The organism is Blautia stercoris (genome assembly GCF_054657695.1).
The window spans coordinates 952,582-974,777 of sequence record NZ_BAAHYF010000002.1; the positions used below are offsets into that span (position 1 = coordinate 952,582).

General features: G+C 37.9%; 19 protein-coding genes and 3 pseudogenes. 20 read left to right on the forward strand and 2 right to left on the reverse strand.

Annotated features, from left to right (window positions below):
• Positions 1-27: 27 nt before the first annotated feature.
• The 3 genes from ACYQ2D_RS14195 (at position 28) to ACYQ2D_RS14205 (ending at position 5,015) form a co-directional block, all read left to right on the forward strand.
• Positions 28-2,142 (forward strand): glutamine synthetase III family protein, encoded by a 2,115-nt coding sequence (locus ACYQ2D_RS14195; RefSeq protein WP_022303879.1) that lies wholly within the window; start codon positions 28-30, stop codon positions 2,140-2,142.
• Positions 2,143-2,319: 177 nt separating this feature from the next.
• The gene (locus ACYQ2D_RS14200; RefSeq protein WP_117457298.1) at positions 2,320-3,240 is read left to right on the forward strand and encodes an AAA family ATPase; all 921 of its coding nucleotides are present in this window, start codon (positions 2,320-2,322) and stop codon (positions 3,238-3,240) included.
• On the forward strand, positions 3,237-5,015 hold the full coding sequence (locus ACYQ2D_RS14205; RefSeq protein WP_459785886.1) for a cobaltochelatase CobT-related protein: 1,779 nt from the start codon (positions 3,237-3,239) through the stop codon (positions 5,013-5,015). Before ACYQ2D_RS14200 ends, ACYQ2D_RS14205 begins: the two co-directional genes overlap by 4 nt.
• 69 nt (positions 5,016-5,084) lie before the next feature.
• Here the strand turns inward: ACYQ2D_RS14205 and ACYQ2D_RS14210 are convergent, their stop codons facing one another.
• Positions 5,085-6,482 (reverse strand): alanine/glycine:cation symporter family protein, encoded by a 1,398-nt coding sequence (locus tag ACYQ2D_RS14210; protein WP_022303876.1) that lies wholly within the window; start codon positions 6,480-6,482, stop codon positions 5,085-5,087.
• A 151-nt stretch (positions 6,483-6,633) separates the two neighbouring features.
• On the opposite strand from ACYQ2D_RS14210, the gene rlmD reads away from it, so the two are divergent.
• The 13 genes and pseudogenes from rlmD to ACYQ2D_RS14275 form a co-directional block, all read left to right on the forward strand.
• On the forward strand, positions 6,634-7,788 hold the full coding sequence (gene rlmD, locus ACYQ2D_RS14215; protein ID WP_459785888.1) for a 23S rRNA (uracil(1939)-C(5))-methyltransferase RlmD: 1,155 nt from the start codon (positions 6,634-6,636) through the stop codon (positions 7,786-7,788).
• 286 nt (positions 7,789-8,074) lie between these two features.
• A pseudogene (locus ACYQ2D_RS14220) lies at positions 8,075-8,524 on the forward strand (DUF6075 family protein); the annotation flags it as partial.
• 78 nt (positions 8,525-8,602) lie between these two features.
• A complete protein-coding gene (locus tag ACYQ2D_RS14225; protein WP_372555638.1) occupies positions 8,603-9,064 on the forward strand; it encodes a GNAT family N-acetyltransferase in 462 nt (153 codons plus the stop codon).
• 20 nt (positions 9,065-9,084) lie between these two features.
• The gene (locus ACYQ2D_RS14230) at positions 9,085-9,843 is read left to right on the forward strand and encodes a methyltransferase domain-containing protein (RefSeq protein ID WP_459785890.1); all 759 of its coding nucleotides are present in this window, start codon (positions 9,085-9,087) and stop codon (positions 9,841-9,843) included.
• Between the two features lie 104 nt (positions 9,844-9,947).
• Positions 9,948-10,661 carry a lantibiotic protection ABC transporter ATP-binding protein gene (locus tag ACYQ2D_RS14235; RefSeq protein WP_459785891.1) on the forward strand — a complete coding sequence of 238 codons (714 nt, stop codon included), beginning with the start codon at positions 9,948-9,950 and terminating at the stop codon, positions 10,659-10,661.
• The gene (locus tag ACYQ2D_RS14240) at positions 10,654-11,385 is read left to right on the forward strand and encodes a lantibiotic immunity ABC transporter MutE/EpiE family permease subunit (protein ID WP_117457301.1); all 732 of its coding nucleotides are present in this window, start codon (positions 10,654-10,656) and stop codon (positions 11,383-11,385) included. The genes ACYQ2D_RS14235 and ACYQ2D_RS14240 overlap by 8 nt, the downstream gene beginning before the upstream one ends.
• A gap of 1 nt (position 11,386) precedes the next feature.
• Positions 11,387-12,127, forward strand: a complete 741-nt coding sequence (locus tag ACYQ2D_RS14245; RefSeq protein WP_005330844.1) for a lantibiotic immunity ABC transporter MutG family permease subunit — start codon at positions 11,387-11,389, stop codon at positions 12,125-12,127.
• Between the two features lie 14 nt (positions 12,128-12,141).
• Entirely contained in the window at positions 12,142-12,804 is a 663-nt protein-coding gene (locus ACYQ2D_RS14250; RefSeq protein ID WP_459785893.1) for a response regulator transcription factor, read from the forward strand.
• Positions 12,792-14,168 carry a sensor histidine kinase gene (locus ACYQ2D_RS14255; protein WP_459785894.1) on the forward strand — a complete coding sequence of 459 codons (1,377 nt, stop codon included), beginning with the start codon at positions 12,792-12,794 and terminating at the stop codon, positions 14,166-14,168. Before ACYQ2D_RS14250 ends, ACYQ2D_RS14255 begins: the two co-directional genes overlap by 13 nt.
• A gap of 125 nt (positions 14,169-14,293) precedes the next feature.
• Entirely contained in the window at positions 14,294-14,740 is a 447-nt protein-coding gene (locus tag ACYQ2D_RS14260; RefSeq protein WP_459785896.1) for a helix-turn-helix domain-containing protein, read from the forward strand.
• A 140-nt stretch (positions 14,741-14,880) separates the two neighbouring features.
• Positions 14,881-16,656: a recombinase family protein gene (locus tag ACYQ2D_RS14265; protein ID WP_459785898.1), complete on the forward strand. Its 1,776-nt coding sequence runs from the start codon at positions 14,881-14,883 to the stop codon at positions 16,654-16,656.
• Positions 16,607-16,807 (forward strand): annotated as a pseudogene (locus ACYQ2D_RS14270) (23S rRNA (uracil(1939)-C(5))-methyltransferase RlmD); the annotation flags it as partial. The gene ACYQ2D_RS14265 and the pseudogene ACYQ2D_RS14270, both read left to right, overlap by 50 nt.
• Positions 16,803-17,006 (forward strand): annotated as a pseudogene (locus ACYQ2D_RS14275) (TnpV protein); the annotation flags it as partial. The pseudogenes ACYQ2D_RS14270 and ACYQ2D_RS14275, both read left to right, overlap by 5 nt.
• Before the next feature lie 205 nt (positions 17,007-17,211).
• Here ACYQ2D_RS14275 and tnpA read toward each other — a convergent pair.
• Positions 17,212-17,661: an IS200/IS605 family transposase gene (gene tnpA / locus ACYQ2D_RS14280; protein WP_459785900.1), complete on the reverse strand. Its 450-nt coding sequence runs from the start codon at positions 17,659-17,661 to the stop codon at positions 17,212-17,214.
• 137 nt (positions 17,662-17,798) lie between these two features.
• On the opposite strand from tnpA, the gene ACYQ2D_RS14285 reads away from it, so the two are divergent.
• The 4 genes from ACYQ2D_RS14285 (at position 17,799) to ACYQ2D_RS14300 (ending at position 22,196) form a co-directional block, all read left to right on the forward strand.
• Positions 17,799-19,511, forward strand: a complete 1,713-nt coding sequence (locus ACYQ2D_RS14285) for a hypothetical protein (RefSeq protein WP_459785902.1) — start codon at positions 17,799-17,801, stop codon at positions 19,509-19,511.
• 317 nt (positions 19,512-19,828) lie between these two features.
• Positions 19,829-20,512, forward strand: a complete 684-nt coding sequence (locus ACYQ2D_RS14290) for a response regulator transcription factor (RefSeq protein ID WP_117457865.1) — start codon at positions 19,829-19,831, stop codon at positions 20,510-20,512.
• Positions 20,509-21,417 carry a sensor histidine kinase gene (locus ACYQ2D_RS14295; RefSeq protein ID WP_117457864.1) on the forward strand — a complete coding sequence of 303 codons (909 nt, stop codon included), beginning with the start codon at positions 20,509-20,511 and terminating at the stop codon, positions 21,415-21,417. The genes ACYQ2D_RS14290 and ACYQ2D_RS14295 overlap by 4 nt, the downstream gene beginning before the upstream one ends.
• 98 nt (positions 21,418-21,515) lie before the next feature.
• Complete coding sequence (locus ACYQ2D_RS14300; RefSeq protein ID WP_117457863.1) at positions 21,516-22,196, forward strand: ABC transporter ATP-binding protein; 681 nt, start codon at positions 21,516-21,518, stop codon at positions 22,194-22,196.

Sequence of the window (22,196 nt, forward strand, 5' to 3'; positions counted from 1 at the left end):
AGGCACATAATACAGGAGGATAGTCGAATGAGTGAAAACATTAAAGTCACTGAAATTTTTGGAGAAGATGTGTTTAACGATTCTGTTATGCAGCAGCGACTTCCAAAAAAAGTATATAAGGAATTAAAACAGACAATTCTGGAGGGAAAAGAATTGTCTCTTGAGATGGCAGATGTCATTGCACATGAGATGAAAGAATGGGCGATTGAAAAAGGTGCAACACATTATACACATTGGTTTCAGCCGCTTACCGGAGTAACAGCCGAGAAACATGATTCGTTCATTACTGCACCGCTTCCATCAGGAAAAGTCCTTATGAGCTTTTCAGGAAAGGAACTGATTAAAGGTGAACCGGATGCATCATCTTTTCCATCAGGCGGTCTTCGTGCGACATTTGAAGCCAGAGGATATACAGCATGGGATTGTACTTCACCGGCATTTGTAAGACATGATGCAGCAGGGGCAACCTTATGTATTCCAACCGCATTCTGTTCTTATACAGGAGAGGCACTTGACCAGAAAACTCCGCTGCTTCGTTCGATGCAGGCAATTGATAAACAGGCAATGCGTCTGATCCGTCTGTTTGGAGACACAACTGCAAAAAAAGTCATTCCTTCTGTAGGTGCAGAACAGGAATATTTTCTGGTTGACGAGAAGAAATTTATGCAGAGAAAAGATTTGACTTTCACAGGTCGTACCTTATTTGGTGCAATGCCGCCAAAAGGTCAGGAACTGGATGATCATTATCTTGGAACAATCCGTCAGAAAATCTCCGGATATATGAAGCATGTAAATGAAGAATTATGGAGATTGGGCGTAACTTCTAAAACACAGCATAATGAGGTTGCTCCGGCACAGCATGAGTTAGCTCCGATTTATGCGGAAGTCAATGTGGAAGTAGACCACAATCAGATTATTATGCAGACCTTAAAACGTGTTGCAAGCCAGCATGGAATGAAATGCCTGCTTCATGAGAAGCCGTTTGCAGGAGTCAATGGTTCCGGAAAACATAATAACTGGTCCTTGACAACAGATACAGGTGTGAATTTGTTAGAGCCTGGAAATACACCGCATGAAAATGTGCAGTTTTTACTGGTATTAAGCTGTATTTTAAAAGCGGTAGATAAACATGCAGCTCTGCTTCGTGAGTCGGCAGCCGATGTTGGAAATGACCACCGCCTTGGCGCAAATGAGGCACCTCCGGCTATTATTTCTGTATTTTTGGGAACTCAGCTGACTGACGTTATGAATCAGCTGATTACAACAGGTATGGCTGACCACAGTATCGGAAGTGAAAAATTAGAGACAGGTGTAAAATCCATTCCGGAATTTATGCGTGATACAACCGATAGAAACCGTACGTCACCATTTGCATTTACCGGTAATAAATTCGAATTTCGTATGGTTGGTTCAAGAGATTCTATTGCACCGGCAAATGTTGTCTTAAATACAATCGTAGCGGAAGCGTTTAAAGAAGTCTGCGATGTACTGGAAAATGCAGAAGACGTTGATATGGCTGTACATGATTTGATAAAGAAAAACTTTACTGAGCATCAGAGAATTGTATTTAATGGAAATGGTTATTCAGATGAATGGGTGGAAGAAGCAAAACGAAGAGGACTTCCAAACATCGGATGTATGGTAGATGCAGTAGAAGCACTGACAAGCGAACAGACCATTGAATTGTTTGAAAAATTTGGTGTATTTACAAAAGCAGAACTGGAATCCAGAAAAGAAATTAAATACGAAGCTTACTCAAAAGCAATCAATATTGAAGCTAAGACTATGATTGATGTGGCAAGCAAACAGATTATTCCGGCAGTAATTAAATATACAAGACAGCTTGCAGATTCTATTAATGCGGTTGTTGCAGCAGGTGTTTTAGAAGTAGAAGTACAGACAGAACTCTTAAGAGAAACTTCTGCCTTATTAAAGAAAACAAAAGATGCATTAAATGAATTAAAGAAAGTAACAGAAGAAGCACTGACCAAAGAAGAAGGAAAAGAAAGTGCAATGTTCTATCATGAAAAAGTAATGCCGTCAATGGAAGCACTTCGTACACCGGTTGATGAACTTGAGATGATTGTTGACAAAGATATGTGGCCGATGCCATCTTATGGTGATTTATTATTTGATGTATAAAAATAGAAATTGAGAAAAAAGAAAGGGTATTTGGAAAATCCAGATGCCTTTTCTAGTTATATGAAAAATTTATTCTATGATAAGTGTAGCGCCTGATTTTCAAAAATGTTGGAAATCCAACAGATGGATATGGTGAAATAGAATAGAATAAAAGTAAAAAAATACAGGATGGAGAAAATGGAACAAGAACTTAAGGTTTTAGAGGAACAAAAAGTAGATAAGGGATTGATTGAAGCGGTTGCAGAATTTCGTGCGGAACATAAAGTGGATGAGAGGGTGAAAAACCGTATTATAAAGCCAGATATGGCATTTTTTGGAAAAGAAGTATTAGAGATGGGAATTGCAACTTTATTAAAGGGAGAAAATCTGCTCTTAACAGGACCAAAGGCAACCGGTAAAAACATACTGGCTGAGAATCTGGCATGGATTTTCGCAAGACCGGTTTATAATATTTCCTTTCATGTCAATACAGACAGTGGAGATTTAATTGGTACAGATACCTTTGAAAATAATGAAGTCAAATTAAGAAAAGGAAGTATCTACCGCTGTGCCGAATATGGTGGTTTTGGAATCCTTGATGAGATTAATATGGCAAAAAATGATGCAGTCTCCGTTTTACATGCTACCCTCGATCATAGAAGAAGTATTGATGTGCCGGGATATGATAAAATTGAGATGGACGACGCAACACGTTTTATCGGAACGATGAATTATGGTTATGCAGGAACAAAAGAGTTAAATGAAGCATTAGTTTCCCGCTTCCTTGTGATAGATATGCCGGGTCAGAATGAAGAGACACTTGAGTACGTTTTTAAAACGAAATTTCCAACTATCAAAGAGGAAGCGTTAAAGCAATGGATTGGACTCTTCTTGGATTTGCAGTTAAAGGCAGATAACAGCGAGATTACAACAAAAGCATTGGATTTGCGAGGGATGATTGGGGCACTGCGCACGATTTCCTGCGGATTAAAACCGTCCCTCGCAGTGAAAATGGGAGTTGTAAATAAATGCTTTGATATTTTTGAGAAGGAAATTGTGCAGGATGTCGTAATGACAAGAATACCGGAGTCCTGGAATCCAGGGGATGTATTTGAATGAGAGAAGAATTTGAATTGGAATTAGAAAACCGGATCAAAAATCTGATTTGGACGGTAAGTGGAGATTATACGCTGGATGTAAAACCAGACATTGAGAGTTATCATCGTTCTCATGCAGTTGGGCTTTATGACGGAATCAAACAGGGCGCATTTGCACGTTATTTTAACGGAGAAGAGCTTTCTTTATACTTAATGAAGAAAATCTATCTGCATGGGGAAGAAGGGCCTCTTATGAGCCTTGCACAGCTTTGTATTGAATGGTCGGTAGCCGAGCGGATTACAAAAGAGCGGGAAGGAATCAAAGAAATCCGAAAAGAGGCGCTTGAAGATATACTGGAAATGGATTTTTCACGCCTTGCAGCTTCTGAGCCAGGGCGTTTGAAGCTAATGCTGTTTAAAGAATGTTTAAACGGTTCTGAGCCTGCTACAAACCGGATGAGAGCATTTATGGAACAGGTTCAGGCACTTTCTGATGCAAAAGAAACGATAGAGCTGATTCACACGATAGATAAGTTATATAACGCTATGGTAGATCCTAATTTTGAAAAACGTTATGGAAATCTTGAAACGGTACTTGCAGTTTCGCTGGAAGAGCTTGCCGAGTTTTCCTGGAAAGATTATCTGGAAGAAGAGGCATTAGAAGAGAGCTTTGGCACCTATCTGGAACATATAAATGAAGCAATGACCAATTTGGATAAAATGGAATTAAACCAGGAGACAAAGAAAGAAGAATCCGAAGAAGAGACAAGTCAGAAAAAGAAAATTTTGGTTGTAGATGAAGAGGCACTTTCTAAGATGCACAGTTACGTTCAGCGAAATTACGGAATTGGATATCTTTCTGAAACTGAAGAGAAAAGACGAAACCTGTTATTATGTCGTGGAATTCACAGTGACTGCAGTCTGTATTTTACAGAAGGAGTATTAAAACATGCGGTTCTTCGTAATTATCAGTATGAGTATGCAAAAAAACAGCGAGATAAAAACCGCTATGAATATTATAACAATCACAGGATGGTGAAAAATAACATCCGACAGCTCTCAGATATGCTAAAAAAAGCACTGGTGATGCGTGATGAAGTACAGGAAACAATATCTGACAGGGGAAGAATTGTGCCGTCACGTCTTTGGAGAATTGGAAGAAGTCATGATTCAAGAGTGTTTTTAAGAAAACTAAATCACGATAACAGTGATTTTGTAGTGGATGTTTTAATTGATGCAAGTGGCTCACAGAGAAAACGGCAGGGGCAGGTGGCGATGCAGGCATATATTTTAAGTGAAGCATTGAGCATCGCAAATGTTCCACATCGGGTTATGAGTTTTTGCACCTTCTGGGATTATACGATTTTGCACCGTTTTCGGGAATATGAAGATGATAGAAGTGCCAATGAAAATATTTTTGAATATAATACGTCTTCCAATAACCGCGATGGGTTGGCAATTAAGGCAGCAGGGTATGAATTGTTAAATCGGGAAGAGGAACATAAGATTCTGATTGTACTAAGTGACGGACGACCTTATGATGTGATTTTAAACCGTCCAAATGCAAGAAATCCACAACCCTATCAGGGAAAGTATGCGATTTCAGATACTGCATTTGAAGTACGTAAATTACGAAGTAAAGGTGTTTGTGTGCTTGGAGTATTTGCAGGAGAAGAGAAAGATTTACCGGCAGAAAAAAAGATCTTTGGAAAAGATTTTGCCTATATTCGGGATGTGGCAGGATTTTCAGGGATTGTAGGAAGATATCTGCTGAAACAATTAGAACGGGAAGAGTAAGAAAAAAGCCGAGAGCTGAGAGAGGTTAAGGTAACCCCTTAAAGCTTTCGGCTTTTTTTATTGAAAAAACTAATTGGTTTTTCCTTCTGTTTCAAAATACTGTTTAACTAAACGGGCCACCGTTCCGGAAAGTAAGAACAGAGCAATTAAGTTTGGAATTGCCATCAGACCGTTAAAGGTCTCAGCAACACTCCACATCAGACCTAAATCAGCAGTTGCACCGATAATGGCAACCAGAGAATAAGCAACCATAAATGGTTTGATAGATTTTTCTTTTAACAGATATTCAATGCAACGTGCACCATAAAGTCCCCATCCAATGATAGTGGAAAATGCAAAACAGCAGAGTGCAATTGCAGTGAAAATGGAAACCCAGTTTCCATAAGTAGAAGTAAAGCCGGAAATAGTCAGTTCAGCACCGGCTGCTTCTCCGTATCCGACAGGGGTTCCACTGCATAAGATAACCAGTGCAGTTAAAGTACAGATTACAATTGTATCTGTAAAAACCTCAAAGATACCGAAAAATCCCTGTTTTACCGGTTTTTTGGTATCCGCACAGGCATGAGCGATAGAACCGGTACCAAGACCTGCTTCATTTGAGAAAATACCGCGTGAGACTCCTTTTTTCATGCTCAGGAAGAAGCTTCCTACGACACCTCCGGTTACAGATGCCGGAGAAAAAGCACCTTCAACAATAGAAGCAAAAACAGAAGGTACACGGTTTAAATTTAATAAAATCACACCAAGGGACAGTACAATGTAAATAAGTGCCATAAATGGAACAAGTTTTTCCGTTACACGTCCAATTCGTTTCACGCCTCCAAGAAGTACAGTGGCAACTAAAATGGCAATGATAATACCGATAATCAGATTGCTGGTGGAAACAGCATCTTCGTTGATAAGATGATAATTTAATAATGCAGAATTGATGGCGGTCGTAATTGTATTAACCTGTGTAGCATTTCCGGTGCCGAATACAGTTAAGACACCGAAAAGAGAGAATAAAGCAGCAAGCCATCTCCAGTTCTTTCCAAGACCATTTTTTATGTAGTACATAGGTCCGCCGATCAGTTCTCCCCGTGCGTTGGTTTCACGGAAGTGAACTGCAAGGGTAACTTCTGAAAATTTAGTGCACATGCCAAGGGCAGCAGAAATCCACATCCAGAATACGGCACCTGGACCGCCGATTGCGATTGCACCTGCAACTCCGGCGATATTACCGGTACCGACTGTGGCGGCAAGTGCCGTACAGACTGCCTGAAATGGAGTCATTGCGCCATCAGAAGCCTCTCTTTTACGGAAAACACGTCCAATTGTGGTTTTGATTGCATAAGGGAACTTGCGGATTTGCAAAAATCGGGTACGGATACTTAAGTAAAGACCGACACCGATGATACAAATCATGGCAGGCACACCCCAGATAAAGTTGTTTACAGCAGAGTTAACTGCTTCAATTGTTTGGAGCATTTTTGTATTCCTCTCTTTTAATAGGTTTATAAAAGTTTACAAAATAAAATAATAGCATATTTTGTAAAAAAAGTACAGAATAACATAGCTTTTAAGCAAAGAGGAAATCTGATATAATGAAACAAAAAAATAAAATTGGAGTTGTTATAAAATGGAAGAACAAAAAGTATGTCCAGTGGCAAAAAAATGTGGCGGATGCAGTTGGCAGGGGATTTCTTACGAAGAACAGTTAAAGAAAAAGCAAAAGCAGATCAGAAAACTTTTGAAAGATATCTGTCCGGTAGAACCGATTATTGGTATGAAAAATCCATATCATTATAGAAATAAAGTCAATGCAGCGTTTGCACACAGACGAGATGGCAGTATTGTTTCCGGAGTCTATGAAGAAGGAACACATCGTATTGTTCCGGTTGATGAATGTCTGATAGAAGACCAGACTGCGGATGCAATTATCAGAGATATCCGAGGCTTATTAAAATCTTTTAAGATAAAAGTTTATAACGAGGACAGCGGATATGGGTTACTACGTCATGTCATGGTAAGGAGAGGATTTGCAAGCGGTGAGGTAATGGTAGTATTAGTATGTGCTTCTCCAATCTTCCCATCAAAAAATAATTTTGTGAAAGCTCTTAGAAAACTTCATCCTGAAATTACAACGGTTATTTTAAATGTAAACGACAAAAAGACAAGCATGGTACTTGGAGAACGTAATATCACTTTATATGGAAAAGGATTTATTGAAGATACGCTTTGCGGTTGTACCTTCCGCCTCTCTCCGGCTTCGTTTTATCAGGTCAATCCAGTACAGACTGAAAAACTGTATCAAAAAGCAATTAAAATGGCGAAATTACAGGGAGAAGAGAAAGTCATTGATGCTTATTGCGGAATTGGAACGATTGGTCTGATTGCAAGCAGTCATGTAAAAGAAGTCATCAGTGTAGAATTAAATAAAGACGCTGTAAAAGATGCGATTATCAATGCCAAACGAAATGGAATTAAAAATGTGAGATTTTATCAGGGTGATGCCGGAAAATTCATGGTAAATCTGGCCGGACAGGGTAAGAAAGTCGATGTTGTATTTATGGATCCGCCAAGAGCCGGAAGTGATGAGGCATTTTTGAGTTCTGTGATTAAACTTGCACCTGAAAAAGTGGTGTATATTTCCTGTAATCCGGAAACACTTGCAAGAGACTTAAAATATTTAACAAAACATGGATATGAGGCAAAAAGCGCTGTGCCAGTTGATATGTTTAGTTGGACCGAGCATGTGGAGACTGTGGTGTTGCTACAAAGGAAAAATATGTAGAAATCCTTGAATTTACGCACTTTGTGGAGTTTTTCAGTTTCAAAAAAATAGGTGAAAATCACAAAGAAAAGAGCCTTGTGAAGAAAGTAACCGTTGTTGTTGCGTTAGACCTCGGGACGGGGAACACAAAGAATCTTGAATATGAAAATGAATAGAGAGCTATCAGATCATTGATAGATTATAGGGATACTTGTTAAAAGCGGGTGTCCCTATTTTTTATGGGGCATTCCAGAAATGGAGTGTCTTTTTTATACCAAAATATTAAAAATTCAGGAGGAAAATGAAAATGACAAACACAGCGTTAAGAGCAGAGAATAGCAATTCTCGCACAATTACTTTCAAGAGCAGGGAACACGAAAAATTTTATGAGGAATATCTGAAAAAATGCAGATATCAGGATGTCTACCATCGGGCTTTGGTTTATTGCCTGGATATCGACAGAGACACAAGAAATAATGTGAATAAAATCTATAATTTTAAAACTGGATGTGTAAAAACGGAATGCCTGCAGGAAGGGTGGCAGACCAGTGGAAGTTTACGAATTGTCCGTATGGCATTTAACCTGTATTGTAATGGAACACCAAGCGTCGGAGATTACGAAGCAGAAGAAGATCAGTTGAAAGAATGTCAGTGTTATACCGTAGAGGATCTGTTTTGCTGTGGATATGCCCGGTATTTCTGGGAAGCCATTAAAATCCGTTATCCAGAGTATTGCTTTTACAAAGACTGGGAGGATCGACCAGGCTGTCTGGAACATTATGTACTCCATCAGCTTCGCAATGATCCGGCATTTGTTTCAGAGTTGGATTTTGTTATGACATTAGATGGACATCTGATTGGACAGAATATGTTTATGAAGGCTGTGATTGTAGCCGATGATGGCAGAAGTATTCCCATTATGACTATGGGACCGATCTGTATTGCACCGGAGCTTAAAAGGAAAGGGTATGGAAAGATTTTACTGGATTATTCTTTAGAAAAAGCAAAAGAACTTGGATGCGGAGCATTATGTTTTGAAGGAAATATTGATTTTTATGGGAAAAGCGGATTTAAACAAGCAAGTGAATTTGGTATTCGTTACCATGGTCTGGAAGAAGGGGATGATGCTTCATTCTTTTTATGTAAAGAACTGATTTCGGGTTATCTAGATGGCATAACAGGTGAATATGCAACACCAGCAGGGTATCTGGTGGATGAAAATGAAGCAGAAGAATTTGATAGAGCGTTTCCATATTTAGAAAAGAAAAAACTACCGGGACAGATTTTTGAAGGATGAAAGGCAGGAGATAAATTTAGATGAAAGCAATGAAAAAAGACTGGTATCAGAAAAATTGGACTCTGGATATCCACAATATGTCATGGGTAGAAGATACCAACAGACAAGTAGATTTTCTAATCAATCAGTTGCAGTTAAAAGGGACGGAAAAAATACTTGATTTGGCATGTGGATTTGGTCGGCACTCACTGGAGTTTGCCAGACGTGGGTATGATGTTACCGGTATTGATATTACACCGGCGTACATAGATTATGCAAACGAGCAGGCAAAAAAAGAAAATTTGAATGCAAAGTTCATTTGTCAGGACATTCGCACGATCACATTTGATAAGGAATTTGATGTTGTGCTGAATATGGCGGATGGAGCAATAGGATATCTTGAAGACGATGGGGAAAATCATAAGATTTTTTCTGTCATTGTGAAAGCATTAAAAAATGGTGGAAAGCACTTTATGGATATCATGAATGGAAGCTATGCCCAAACACATTTCCCTTGCAAGTTATGGGATGCAGGAGAAAAGGGACTTACATTATCTGCTTTTGAATGGGAGAAGGATAGAAAAACGCTGATATATGGGCAGGTAGACTATATGTATGGAGAAGCACTTTATAAGCCTGAAATGAAAGAAGGAAATCCTATAAGGTTATATAGTTTGGATGAAATCACGGAGATATTCGGTAAATTAGGACTTCGTATTTGTAACAGCTTTGCTGATTTCAGTGGAAAGCCGAGTTCTGATAATGATATTCAATTGATGGTTTATTCCATACGAGAATAAAAATAGAGTAGACGAATTATTTAGCAATCTTCATCAAATCTTTATTTTTTTCTGTTAGGTTATATTTCAGTAAGAAATGAAATATGGAAGGAAGGATAGTAAAGATGGAAATGATGTTGCAGACACAAAATTTGTGTAAATATTTTAGAAAGCAGAAAGCGGTAAATAATGTTTCATTTAATATAGAAAAGGAACAGATTTATGGACTGCTTGGACCGAATGGTGCGGGAAAATCTACCACATTGAAAATGTTGACTGGTATGATGAAACCAACTGCAGGAAAGATTTACTTTGATGGAAAACTTTTGGATAGGAAAGATTTATCAAAAATAGGAGCGTTAATTGAAAATCCGCCTATTTATGAAAATCTTTCCGCCAGAGAGAATTTGAAGGTAAGACAATTATTGCTTGGTACAGATGAAAACAGAATTGATGAGGTCTTGCAGATTGTATCACTTATAAACACCGGAAAGAAGAAAGCAGGACAGTTTTCTTTGGGGATGAAGCAAAGACTAGGCATTGCAATGGCATTGCTTGGAGAACCGGAACTTTTGATATTGGATGAACCTACGAATGGATTAGATCCAATAGGCATCGAGGAATTACGAGAGCTGATCCGGTCTTTTCCGGAACAGGGAATCACTGTAATTCTCTCCAGTCATATTCTCTCAGAGGTACAGTTACTTGCAGATAAAGTCGGGATTATTTCAGGTGGAATCTTAGGATACGAAGGAGCATTAAAGCAGGGAGATAATCTTGAAGATTTGTTTATGAATGTGGTAAGAAAAAACCAGAAAGCAGGTGAAATCCATGGTTAATATTATAAAAGCAGAACATCAAAAAGCCAAAAGAACCATGCGAAAAAAGTTTATCTGGGGATTTCCTCTTCTTACATTTGTTATGGCATTTATATTTACTCTTGGGATGACAAATGCTTATGCAGAAAGTGTTTGGAACTGGTGGTATACACTTTTGCTGCCGGGGATGATTGCTCTATTTTGTTATCTTTCTGTGGCGCAGGAGAAAAAGATAAAATACTATCATTTAATGACTATTCCCACAGACAGAAGAAAATTGTTGCTGGGGAAAATTATTTATATTGGGTACATGATTTTGTTTTCTAATATGATTGTGTTTGCAGGAGCAACGCTTGGAGGCTTTCTTCTAACGACACATGTTCCAGTTGGAGGAGCGTTGATTGCAGTATTGTTTCTGACGGTTTCTGAGTTATGGGAGATTCCGGTAGCTTTATTTTTAAGTGAACGATTTGGAATGATTGTAAACCTGTTCGTCTGCCTATTTATTACCGTCAGCGGTGTGGTAATATCACAAACCAGAATCTGGTATGTACTTGTTTCTGCAATCCCTATGCGAATGATGTGCCCGTTGCTTCATGTTTTACCAAATGGACTTGCCGCAGAAGCAGGGAATCCTCTTTTGGATACGGGAGTCATTGTTCCGGGAATGTGTCTCTCAATCATCTGGTTTGTTTTTGTAACGGTTCTGTTTTTGAAATGGTTTGAGAGAAGAGAGGTGAAATAAGATGATTGGAAGATCTCTTAATGCAGACTTGCGAAAGATGAAAGGAACATCTGTGATTCTGGCACACTTACTGATTCCGATTATAACCAGCGTTATATTTTTAATATATTACTTTTTTTCACCATGGAATGAAAATATGAAAGTGATTGCATTTTATCAGGCAATAGGAGCAGGACTTCCGGTACTTATTGGAATTTTTACAGCAAGTGTGATGGAACAGGAACAAAATGCAGGTGATTTTCAAAATCTGTTGTCTTTACCGGATAAACCTGCAGCATTTTTATCGAAACTGTTGATGCTACTGGTTTTGTGTCTGTGCTCTATCCTATTGACAGCAATCATATTCGGAATTGGATTTGGAAGAATCGCATCAAGCGATATCGAAATCATGAAAGGATGTATATTTGCAGCATTGCTGCTGTGGGGAAGCAGTGTTCCACTTTATCTGTGGCAGCTGATTCTGGCTTTTCAGTTTGGAAAAGGGGTATCCATTGGAGCAGGGATTATATCAGGACTAATTAGTGCATTGATGCTTACCGGACTTGGAGATTATGTGTGGAAATATGTATTTGTCTGCTGGACGGGTAGAGTACCATATACTTATCTGCAATCTGTATTGGGAGAAACTAGTGTAGGTGAATGGTTGTCATTCATACCAGGTTGCTTAATATTTACAGGGATTAGTATGGTATACTATTTTTGGTGGGTAAACCACTGGGAAGGAAACAGAATATCGGAATAGAATCGAGGGAAACTATGGCAAAAATACTGGCAGTTGATGATGAACCGGCAATTTTGGAAATGATAGAAAGCATTTTGAATAAGGATGGACATCTGGTTACCAAAGTAAGTAATCCACTAAAAATTAATATGGAAGAATTACATCGTTATGACCTGATTTTACTGGACATTATGATGCCTGGAATTGATGGCTTCGAATTATGCAAAAGAATTAGGATACTTGTGGATTGTCCGATTTTGTTTCTTACGGCAAAAACGGAGGAAAACAGTCTGGTAAACGGACTTTCTTTAGGAGCAGATGATTATATTTCAAAGCCATTTGGAGTGATGGAACTTCGGGCAAGGATCAATGCACATCTTAGAAGAGAGCACAGGGAACATTCTGTCCGGATGGTTTTGGGGAGGGTCTGTATTCAAATATCTCAAAAGAAACTATTGGTTGATGATAAGGAACTTCCTCTTACGAAAGCGGAGTACGAAATCTGTGAATTTCTGGCTAAAAACAGAGGACAGGTTTTCTCGAAGGAACAGATTTTAGAAAAGGTCTTTGGTTTTGACAGTGAGAGTAATGACAGTACCATTATTACACATATCAAAAATATAAGATCGAAATTTGCGGAGTATAATTATACACCGATAAAAACAGTCTGGGGGATTGGATATAAATGGGAAGAGTAAAGAGAAGCAATGCACTCAGCAGGATTTTTATGAGATATGTACTTGTCATGCTTGGATCATTAGTCGGTTTGGTGATTGTTGCTTATCTGCTACTTTACCTTTTGATCAGTGTAGGCTGCATTTATCCGGCGAATTATGCAGAGCAAAAGATTAATGAAGCATATGATACGATTTTGCATGCAGATAAAGTGACTGCTGAGATGATTCCTGCACTTTGTAATTATGTCATTTTTTCAGAGAAGGGAGAGGAAATAGGTGGAAATCTTCCAGAACAATACGAACAGATAGCATGGAATGTTGCAAAGTATGGAACCGCATCCGGGAAATATTTTTATAAAGTAATTTCAAGGGAAAATGAATATGTTGTTTTGCAATATCGCCTGACACCTCAGTATCATTCGGCTTTTTTGAGGGAGCATTTTATAGGACCTCAGAATGTGATGAGTATTATGGCTGTGATTGGAGCGATAGCGATTATCATCATTCCGTCCATATGTTTTGGAAAAAGAATCAAAAAGCAGATGCAGCCTGTGTTAGATGCCATCGATCAAATAAAGAATCAGAACCTGGAGTATGGGACATCTGGTTCCGGTATCAAAGAGTTTGATGATTGTTTATCGGCAATCGATGATATGCGAGATGCATTGCGGGAATCCTTAGAAAAGCAATGGAAAACAGAGCAGGAAAAGAACCAGCAGATGTCTGTTTTGGCGCATGATATTAAAACACCTCTTACGATTGTAAGGGGAAATGCAGAACTACTTTCAGAGACTGAACTGACCACGGAACAGAAAAATAATATTACCTATGTTTTAAACGGTACAACACAGATACAAAGTTATGTCCAGCAGTTGATAGATGTCACAAAATCATGGAATTGCAGTGATGTTACCTATACAACGGTGATGTTAGAAGATTTTTTTACAGATATAAAGGAGCAGGCACTTGGGCTGGCAGAAATCTATCACCAGAAAATAGATTGGAAGGCAAAGCAAAGTGATAAAAAGGTAATGATTGTCTATGATCAAATGTTTCGGGCAGTAATGAATGTGATTCAGAATGCAGTGGAGCATACAAAAGAAAATGGAATCATTTATATTGGTGCAAAGGAGCATGATGGTCGGTTGACATTCATTGTGGAGGATAGTGGATCAGGATTTACAAAAGAAGCATTATTGCATGGCACAGAGCAGTTTTTTATGGATGACACAAGTAGAAATGGAGAAGCCCATTATGGGATTGGGCTATTTTTTGCAAAAACTGTGGCTGAAAAATATGGCGGAGGGATTAAACTTTCAAATTCTGAAAATACAGGTGGGGCGAAAGTAAAAATATTTTTCATGAGTAGTCAAGAAACAAGCTAAATAGACTGCAATTAAGCTATGTAAAAGAAATTTTACATGATTTTATCTAATATGTAAAAGCCTTTTGATAGACGTTACTACTACGTTTGCTGTAATCTCATGGAAGAAAGGAGGTATACAGAATTATGATAGCTGATAAAATTAAAAATGCTCGTACTATAAAGAAACTTACACAGGAACAGGTTGCTGAAGACCTCAATGTTTCCAGGCAGACTATTTCTAACTGGGAAAATGGAAAATCACTACCTGATATTGTAAGCATTATAAGAATGAGTGAATTATATGATTTAAGCCTGAATGAATTATTGAAAGGAGATGCGACATTGCTTAATAAAATTGAAAGAGACATGAAAGTAGCCAAAGCCGAAAATAACGTTATCAAATTTGTATGGATATCTATCGTAATCGGTGTTGTTATGATTATTCTTGGTAATGTATTTGACGGCAATCCGTTCATTGATTTTATTTCGGCTGCATTGCCATGGGTACTTCTTGGATTAATGGTGCTATTTGCCATATTGTATGCAGCTGTCAATGTTGAAACAATTACGCTCGTTAAAACTTATAAGTGAAGCAGAGTATCAGCTGGTAGAGAAAAAGTTAAAAAAAGATTATGGTGTTATTTCTAATATTACCGCTTGACTATCGGAGTGTTGCGTTGTAAGATTATATCAACACTACGGTAGGAACACAAAAAGAAAGGAGCGGTGAAATGGAAGTTGAAATCATTAAGGCGAAGGGTGCTGGTGAGGATACTTCTACGGGAAGAAAGATTGATAGATTAAGAGTTGCCGCATATTGTCGTGTTAGTACTGATGATGAAGCTCAGATTAAAAGTTATAATTCAATGGTCAGATATTACACGGACTTGATAAAGAGTAATAAGCAATGGGTTTTTGCAGGAGTTTTTGCTGATAAAGCAATTACAGGCACGAAAACAGATAAAAGAGAAGAATTCCAATTACTGATTCAGGAATGCCTTTCAGGCAATATTGATCTAGTGATTGCAAAAAGCATTCCTAGATTTGCACGAAATACATTAGATACATTAAAATATGTAAGAATGTTAAGAGAGAGGAATATAGCGGTATATTTTGAAGTCGAAAAAATTAATACCTTAAAAGATGGAGAATTTTTACTGACTATTTTAAGTTCTGTTGCACAGCAGGAAGTGGAAAATACATCTGCATATGTAAAAAAAGGTTTGAAAATGAAGATGAAACGTGGAGAACTTGTTGGTTTTCAGGGCTGCCTTGGATATGATTACGATGTAGTAACAAAGTCGCTGTCTATTAACGAAGAAGGTGCGGAAACGGTCCGATACATATTTGATAGATATGTTGCAGGTGCTGGAAGTACGATGATTGCAAGAGAACTGAATGAACAGGGAATTTCAACTATTAAAGGGAATCCATGGACTTCTTCCAGTGTAATGGGAATTATTAATAATGAAAAATACAAAGGTGATATTTTATTAGGAAAAACCTTTACAGTAGATCCGATATCAAAAAGAAGGCTGGAAAATCTTGGAGAAGAAGATCGGTTTTACATCAAAAATCATCATGAACCGATTGTATCAGAAGAAAAATTTGCAAGAGCTCAGGAGATACGGGAACGCCGTAATGGAGGACGCAAAAAGGGAGTAGCACCTGGAAAACGAGAAAAATTCAGTAGACAATATGCTTTTAGTTGTATGCTTGAATGTGGATTTTGCGGTGCGAATTTATCAAGGAGAAGGTGGCATAGCAGTTCGAAATATACAAAAACTATTTGGCAATGTGTAGAATCAACAAAACATGGTAAAAGGTTTTGTCCAGATAGTAAAGGAATTCCAGAGCAGGTTATAGAAGATGCTTTTATTGAATCTTACCGTATGTTATGTACAGATCATAAAGATGTGTTGGAAGAATTTATTAAGAGAGTCGAGAAAACTTTATCAGAGGACTCGATAGAAGATAAAATTGAAAAACTCAATAGAAGTGTTTATAATATTCAATATAAGAGAAAAAAGTTGCTGGAAAACTATTTAGAGGGTGTTGTAGCTAAAAACATTTATGAGGAAACAGATGTGGGGTATGAAAAGAAATTGTCTGAAGCAAAAACACAGTTAAGTATGTTGGAACAACAATATGACAATGAAGGCAGCTTGCAAAGAAGACTGGCAGATTTTAGAAAAGCATTGTCAAAAAATCAGATTTTAGAAGAATTTGACAGAGGAATATTTGAAAGTATCATCGAAAAAGTTATTGTCGGTGGTTACGATGAAAATGGAGAGAAAGATCCCTATAAAATCATTTTCGTATATAAAACAGGATTCAAAAATGAAATTGGAAACGCAAAAGAACGATTTGGGAAGAAATCAAAAGCAGTAGAAAAAGCGAAAGAAATGTGTTCCCATATCGCAGACGAGGTAAAGGATGTGTGTTCCTATGCTAGTGACAACACATATAGAGACGGTTGTTCTTTTGTCCCAACAAAAACCAGATGACACGATAGAGATCGACTTAGACTTGGATGAGCTGGATGCCACCAGTGCCGAGTTGAAAGCAACCTATCAGGAAATCAAGGATTATGTGCTGAAAGAATCTGGCTTGAAGGTTTCAAGTTTATATATTTCTCAGGTAAAACGCAAATTTGGAAGACAAACTGACAGAACATCTGAATCTTGTGGACGATGAAGCACAGGAGAGAATGGATATTCTGGTGCGTCAGATGATGGATAGGCAGGGCATTACGGAAGAATTGAAAGCTCGTGATCAGATGGAATGGGTCAGAGCGGTAAATAATGTCCGGAATGCTGCAGAAGAGATTGTGTTGAAAGAATTAGTGTATATTTAAAGCGTAGAAAGCTCCTTCGGGAGATTTCGGCTGTTTATCTACTATAGAGCAGAAAAACCCATCCGACGAGTCGACACCACTGAAAAAGTCCTTATTTTACACAAAACGGTACAAGGTAAAGCATACTTATATGTTTTACACTACTATATATTGTATGTAAAAACAGTTTTTCAGTGCCCTCGACGAGTCGGTTGGGGTTTTCTGCTCATTTTTTCTTGTGATGAATATATTTTCGTTTTGGTTTTTCAATTCCTTGCTGTTGAATGTACTGTTCCAGAAATTCCAGATTTGCACCTCCAGTTGTTGATAAGAAGTAACTGTCACTCCAAAAAGAATCTTTCCATAATTGATTGTGAATTTGTTCCCAGAAGCGTTTTCGGACTTCTTTTGAAAGCTGAGTCTTTAAATTACAGATAATAACAGAAGGTGCAGCGGATGGCGGAAGTTCAAATAGGATATGGATGTGGTCTTCTTCACCATTAAATTCCAAAAGTGTTCCATGATAACGGTGTGAAATTAAGTAATCTGTGTGACTATGCATAAAAGCAAGGATTTCTGGAGTGATTACTTTTCTTCGATATTTAATGACAAAAACAGCATGATAGGTCAGACAGCAGACAGAATGAGCATTTCTGGTATAAGTTTTGTTGTCCATAAATTTCTCCTTTCTTTAAAATAGCCGATGTTGTAAAATAGCTTGATTTGTGCTATAATTATACTATAAATAAAGGATTATTTCAATTATTATTATATTTTTAACCGACAAACCGTTTTGAGAAAAGGAGTGTTTTCATGCAGTTAACCAGAACGATAAATGCAGATAAGCGGTATTATCTGGATGAGGATGAAATCCAGAACGTAGAGTCTTTGATTCAGACGATGGAACGATTTAATCATATCAAAATCAAGCTCTATAACTGCTTGTATGACAAATCCTTTTTAAAAAGAGGTCCGTTATTAGAAGGAACATACAGCTCCTGGCTAAAAAGGAACGATGGAACAACGGACTATTATAATTGTGCCATCTATACTTATGCTTCTTCGGTTCTTTCTTCTCAAAAGGAATTGAATCGATTGTATCAGAGAACAAAAGAAAAAGACATTGAGACACGGAATCAAAAGATAAAACGAACACAGGAAGAATTGGAAAAGAAGCAGGGAATCAAATCTTCTCTGCGAACTTATTTTAAAAGCGGAATCTGGGAGCGTCCTTATCCAAAGTGTAGAATTACAATGGAACGAAACCAAATTTTTCTTCCAAATGGAACATACTTTCCAGCCGAAGAATACGAAAGAAAAATAGAACGTTCCATTCGTCGATTGAAAACAAGAATTGCATTACTGGAATCTTCTAAGAAAAGAGCCATTCAAAGGCTGGAATGGTTAAAAAAGTTTCCGCCGAAGAGAATTGTATTTGGTGGAAGAAAACAATATCAAAAGAAAGACAATCCAAAAGTCGATCGTGAACAGTGGAAACAGGAATTCTTTGAATCCCGCCATGCTTCAATGAGCCTTCCGGGACGTCATACTTCAAAAAACTGTAACTTTCTGGTCAGAAAAGAAGAAAGAAAATTGATTGTAAAATGTATGGATGGAAAAGAAACGGTATTTAAACAGTTCCATCTTGCAAGGCAACAGGAACTTTGGGAAGAAATGCTTCAGGCAAAAAAACAGGAACGAAAAGCGATTTGTTATAATTTTCAGTTGAAACGAGAGAAAACTGGTCGAAGATATCTGATTGTATCGGTGACGCTTTTACTGGAAAATAAAGATTGCAATGAATCTTTGGAAAAAGGCTGTGTTTCGATTGATTTGAATTATGACCATGTAGCAGTTTCAGAATTAGATGAAAAAGGAAATCGTCTGGGTGGGACAGTCATTCGTTTTTCACCGGAATTGAAAACAAAAGGGCAGATTTCAGAAGAAATCGGAAGAGTTATGGCAAAGGTAGGACGTTATTGCGCCGAACGGAGGAAACCGCTTATTATGGAAGATTTGGATACCACGCTTGCAAAACATGGAATGAAGTATGGATGTAAGAAAAAAAATCGACATGCTTCTTTGTTTGCTTACCGAAAAATGACGACCTGTTTGGAAAATCAAGCCTATAAACAAAGTTTTGGAATCTATAAAATGAATCCGGCTTATACCAGCCAAATGGGGAAGTTTTTGTATTTAAGACCATTCGGACTTTCCATTCATGAAGCAGCATCGTATGCGATTGGATTAAAAGGAATGGGAATTCGGGAAAAACTGTTACCGGATGAGCGGTTACTTGCGTTATTACTAGAAAAGGCAAAAGAAAAACTAAAAAATGGAACCGATATTGTGAGTATCATTCCAGCATGGAAACAGTTAACAAAAGCATTTCGTGGAGTTTCGCCCCATAGTTTTTACCGGGAACTGCCTTATGAAGTCTTAGAAGAAAGAAAAAAAGGAACTTTAAAAAGCATTGCATCGGAAATGAAAAAATGGACGCAAAATAATCGATATGAGTATGTATAAAAGAAGATAGAAAAAAGAAAAAGCGAAATACAAAAATATAGAAATAGAAGAAATATTCGGATATTCTTACCAGTCACTTTGTACTAGTCAGTTGAATGAGTGGGCAGGGAGCTGGATGGACGGGGATATCTGACTTACGCCAACATACAAAGACATTCCTGAAAAAGGGTTTGTTCTCTGTTGGAACACCCATGAGCTGAACGAGTGGGTATCGGGCGAAATCCCGTAGGAATCCCCATCCGACGTTAGTCGGTTGGGGTAGTTCAAAAAACTGGCAATGATACAATTAGCGTAATTTGAAAGAAAGCAGAGAAAATATGAGTGAAAAGTTACTGATTGTTGAAGATGACAAAAAATTAAATGATGGAATACGTCTCGCATTGAAGGATGATTCCTATTTCTTTTATCAGTGCCAGACTTTGCAGGAGGCTAGAGAAGTCTTGAAAAAGGAAGATATCACATTGGTTTTATTAGATGTGAACTTGCCGGATGGGAATGGGATTGATTTTGTAAGAGAAATAAGGAAAAACAGTCAGGTGCCAATTATCCTGCTTACAGTAAATAACATGGAAGTAGATATTGTAACAGGATTGGAAGCTGGGGCAAATGATTATATTACGAAACCATTTAGCTTGATGGTTTTACGTGCAAGAGTGTCTGTGCAGCTTAGAAATAAAGAGGCAGCAGCTAAGAATTCTATGAAGCTTGATGGATTTGAGTTCTATTTCGATAAAATGGAATTTTTCAAAGATGGAGAACCTATTGAACTTAGTAAGACAGAACAAAAGCTCCTTAGAGTGCTGTGTGAAAACAGAGGAAAAGTATTGAAACGGGAATATCTGATTGACGAGGTATGGCAGGGAGATACAGAGTTTGTGGATGCCCATGCCTTGACTGTTGCAATCAAACGCCTCAGAGACAAATTAGAAGATGATACGCAGAAGCCTGAATATATCAAGACGGTTTATGGAATTGGTTATACCTGGGCGGTGAATGGATGATAGAAACAATTATGTTGATTGTAGTTATATTTGTCCTGAGCGGAGTTTTTTGGTACAGCTTTTTTTATCAGAAAGAAAAAAAGCTTTTGAACCGGCTGCAGCAAATGCTGGATTGTGCAATAGATGGAGAACTGGAACGGACAGAAATATCAGAAGAAAAGTATTCTGCTCTTGAAAACAGCATGAAACAATATATAGACAGTAGCTTTCTGGCAGGAAAAAATCAACAGGAACAGAAAGAAGTGATACAAAAACTTATTTCAGATATTGCGCATCAGACACTGACTCCCATTTCAAATCTGAAAGTCTATGGAGAAATACTCTCTGAAGTGAGTAATGAAAATCAAGAGGAGATAGCTACCATTTTGGAGCAGACGGAGAAATTGGATTTTCTGATACAATCACTGGTCAAATTATCACGAATGGAGAGCGGAATTATAGCAGTACATCCGGAGGATACTGCTATTGCACAGATGTTTGCATCTGTACAGCAGCAGTTTAATGTAAAAGCAATGGAGAAGGATATTTCCCTGAATCTATTTGACACGGATTTACATGCTATGTGTGATGCAAAATGGACTGTGGAAGCACTTGGAAATATAGTAGACAATGCGATTAAGTACACAGCATGTGGGGAAAATGTTCAGATAAAAGCCGAGCAGTATTCTTTCTTTGTAAAGATCGATATCATTGATGATGGCATTGGAATAGAAAAAGAAGAAATACCAAAGATATTTGGAAGGTTTTATCGGAGTCTGTCAGTGGCAGACCAGCCAGGAGTAGGAATTGGCTTATTCCTTGCAAGAGAGATCATTCAGGCACAAAAGGGGTATATAAAAGTGACATCAAAGAGAGGAAAGGGTTCTACATTTTCTGTGTTTCTTCCGATAGCAAAGAAGGAATAGTATTAAAACTGTGACATTTCAGAAACTAGATGGAGACATTGTTATGATAAAGTCTGTATTGTAAAGATCAATACAGGCTTTTTTGATGGGAGGATGGCATGAATATATTAAAAGCAGTAAATTTACGAAAAATATATGGGCAGGGAGAAACAGAAGTCAGGGCTCTTGATGGTATAAACCTGGAAGTAGAAAAAGGGGAGTTTGTAGCGATTGTTGGAACCTCTGGAAGTGGAAAGTCTACATTGCTTCATATCATTGGTGGTTTGGATAATCCAACATCCGGTCAGGTCATTGTTGACGGACAGAATTTAAGCCATATGTCAGATGAAGAGCTTACTATTTTTAGGCGTAGAAATATTGGATTTGTATTTCAACAGTATAATCTGGTTCCGATGCTGAATGTATGGGAAAATATTGTTCTTCCTGTAAAACTGGATGGAAAAAAGATTGAAAAAGGTTATGTAAATGAAATCATAGATACACTGGGTATTCGGACAAAACTGGAAAATCTTCCAAGTGCACTGTCAGGGGGTCAGCAGCAAAGGGTGGCAATCGCAAGAGCATTAGCGGCAAAACCTGCTATTTTGCTGGCAGATGAACCGACAGGCAATCTGGACTCCAAAACGAGTCAGGATGTATTGGGACTTTTAAAAGTCACCAGTAAGCGTTTTCATCAAACGATTGTAATGATTACTCACAATGAGGAGATTGCCCAGATGGCTGACAGGATTTTACAGATTGAAGACGGAAAAATTGTTTCAGACAGTGGTTTGGTATAG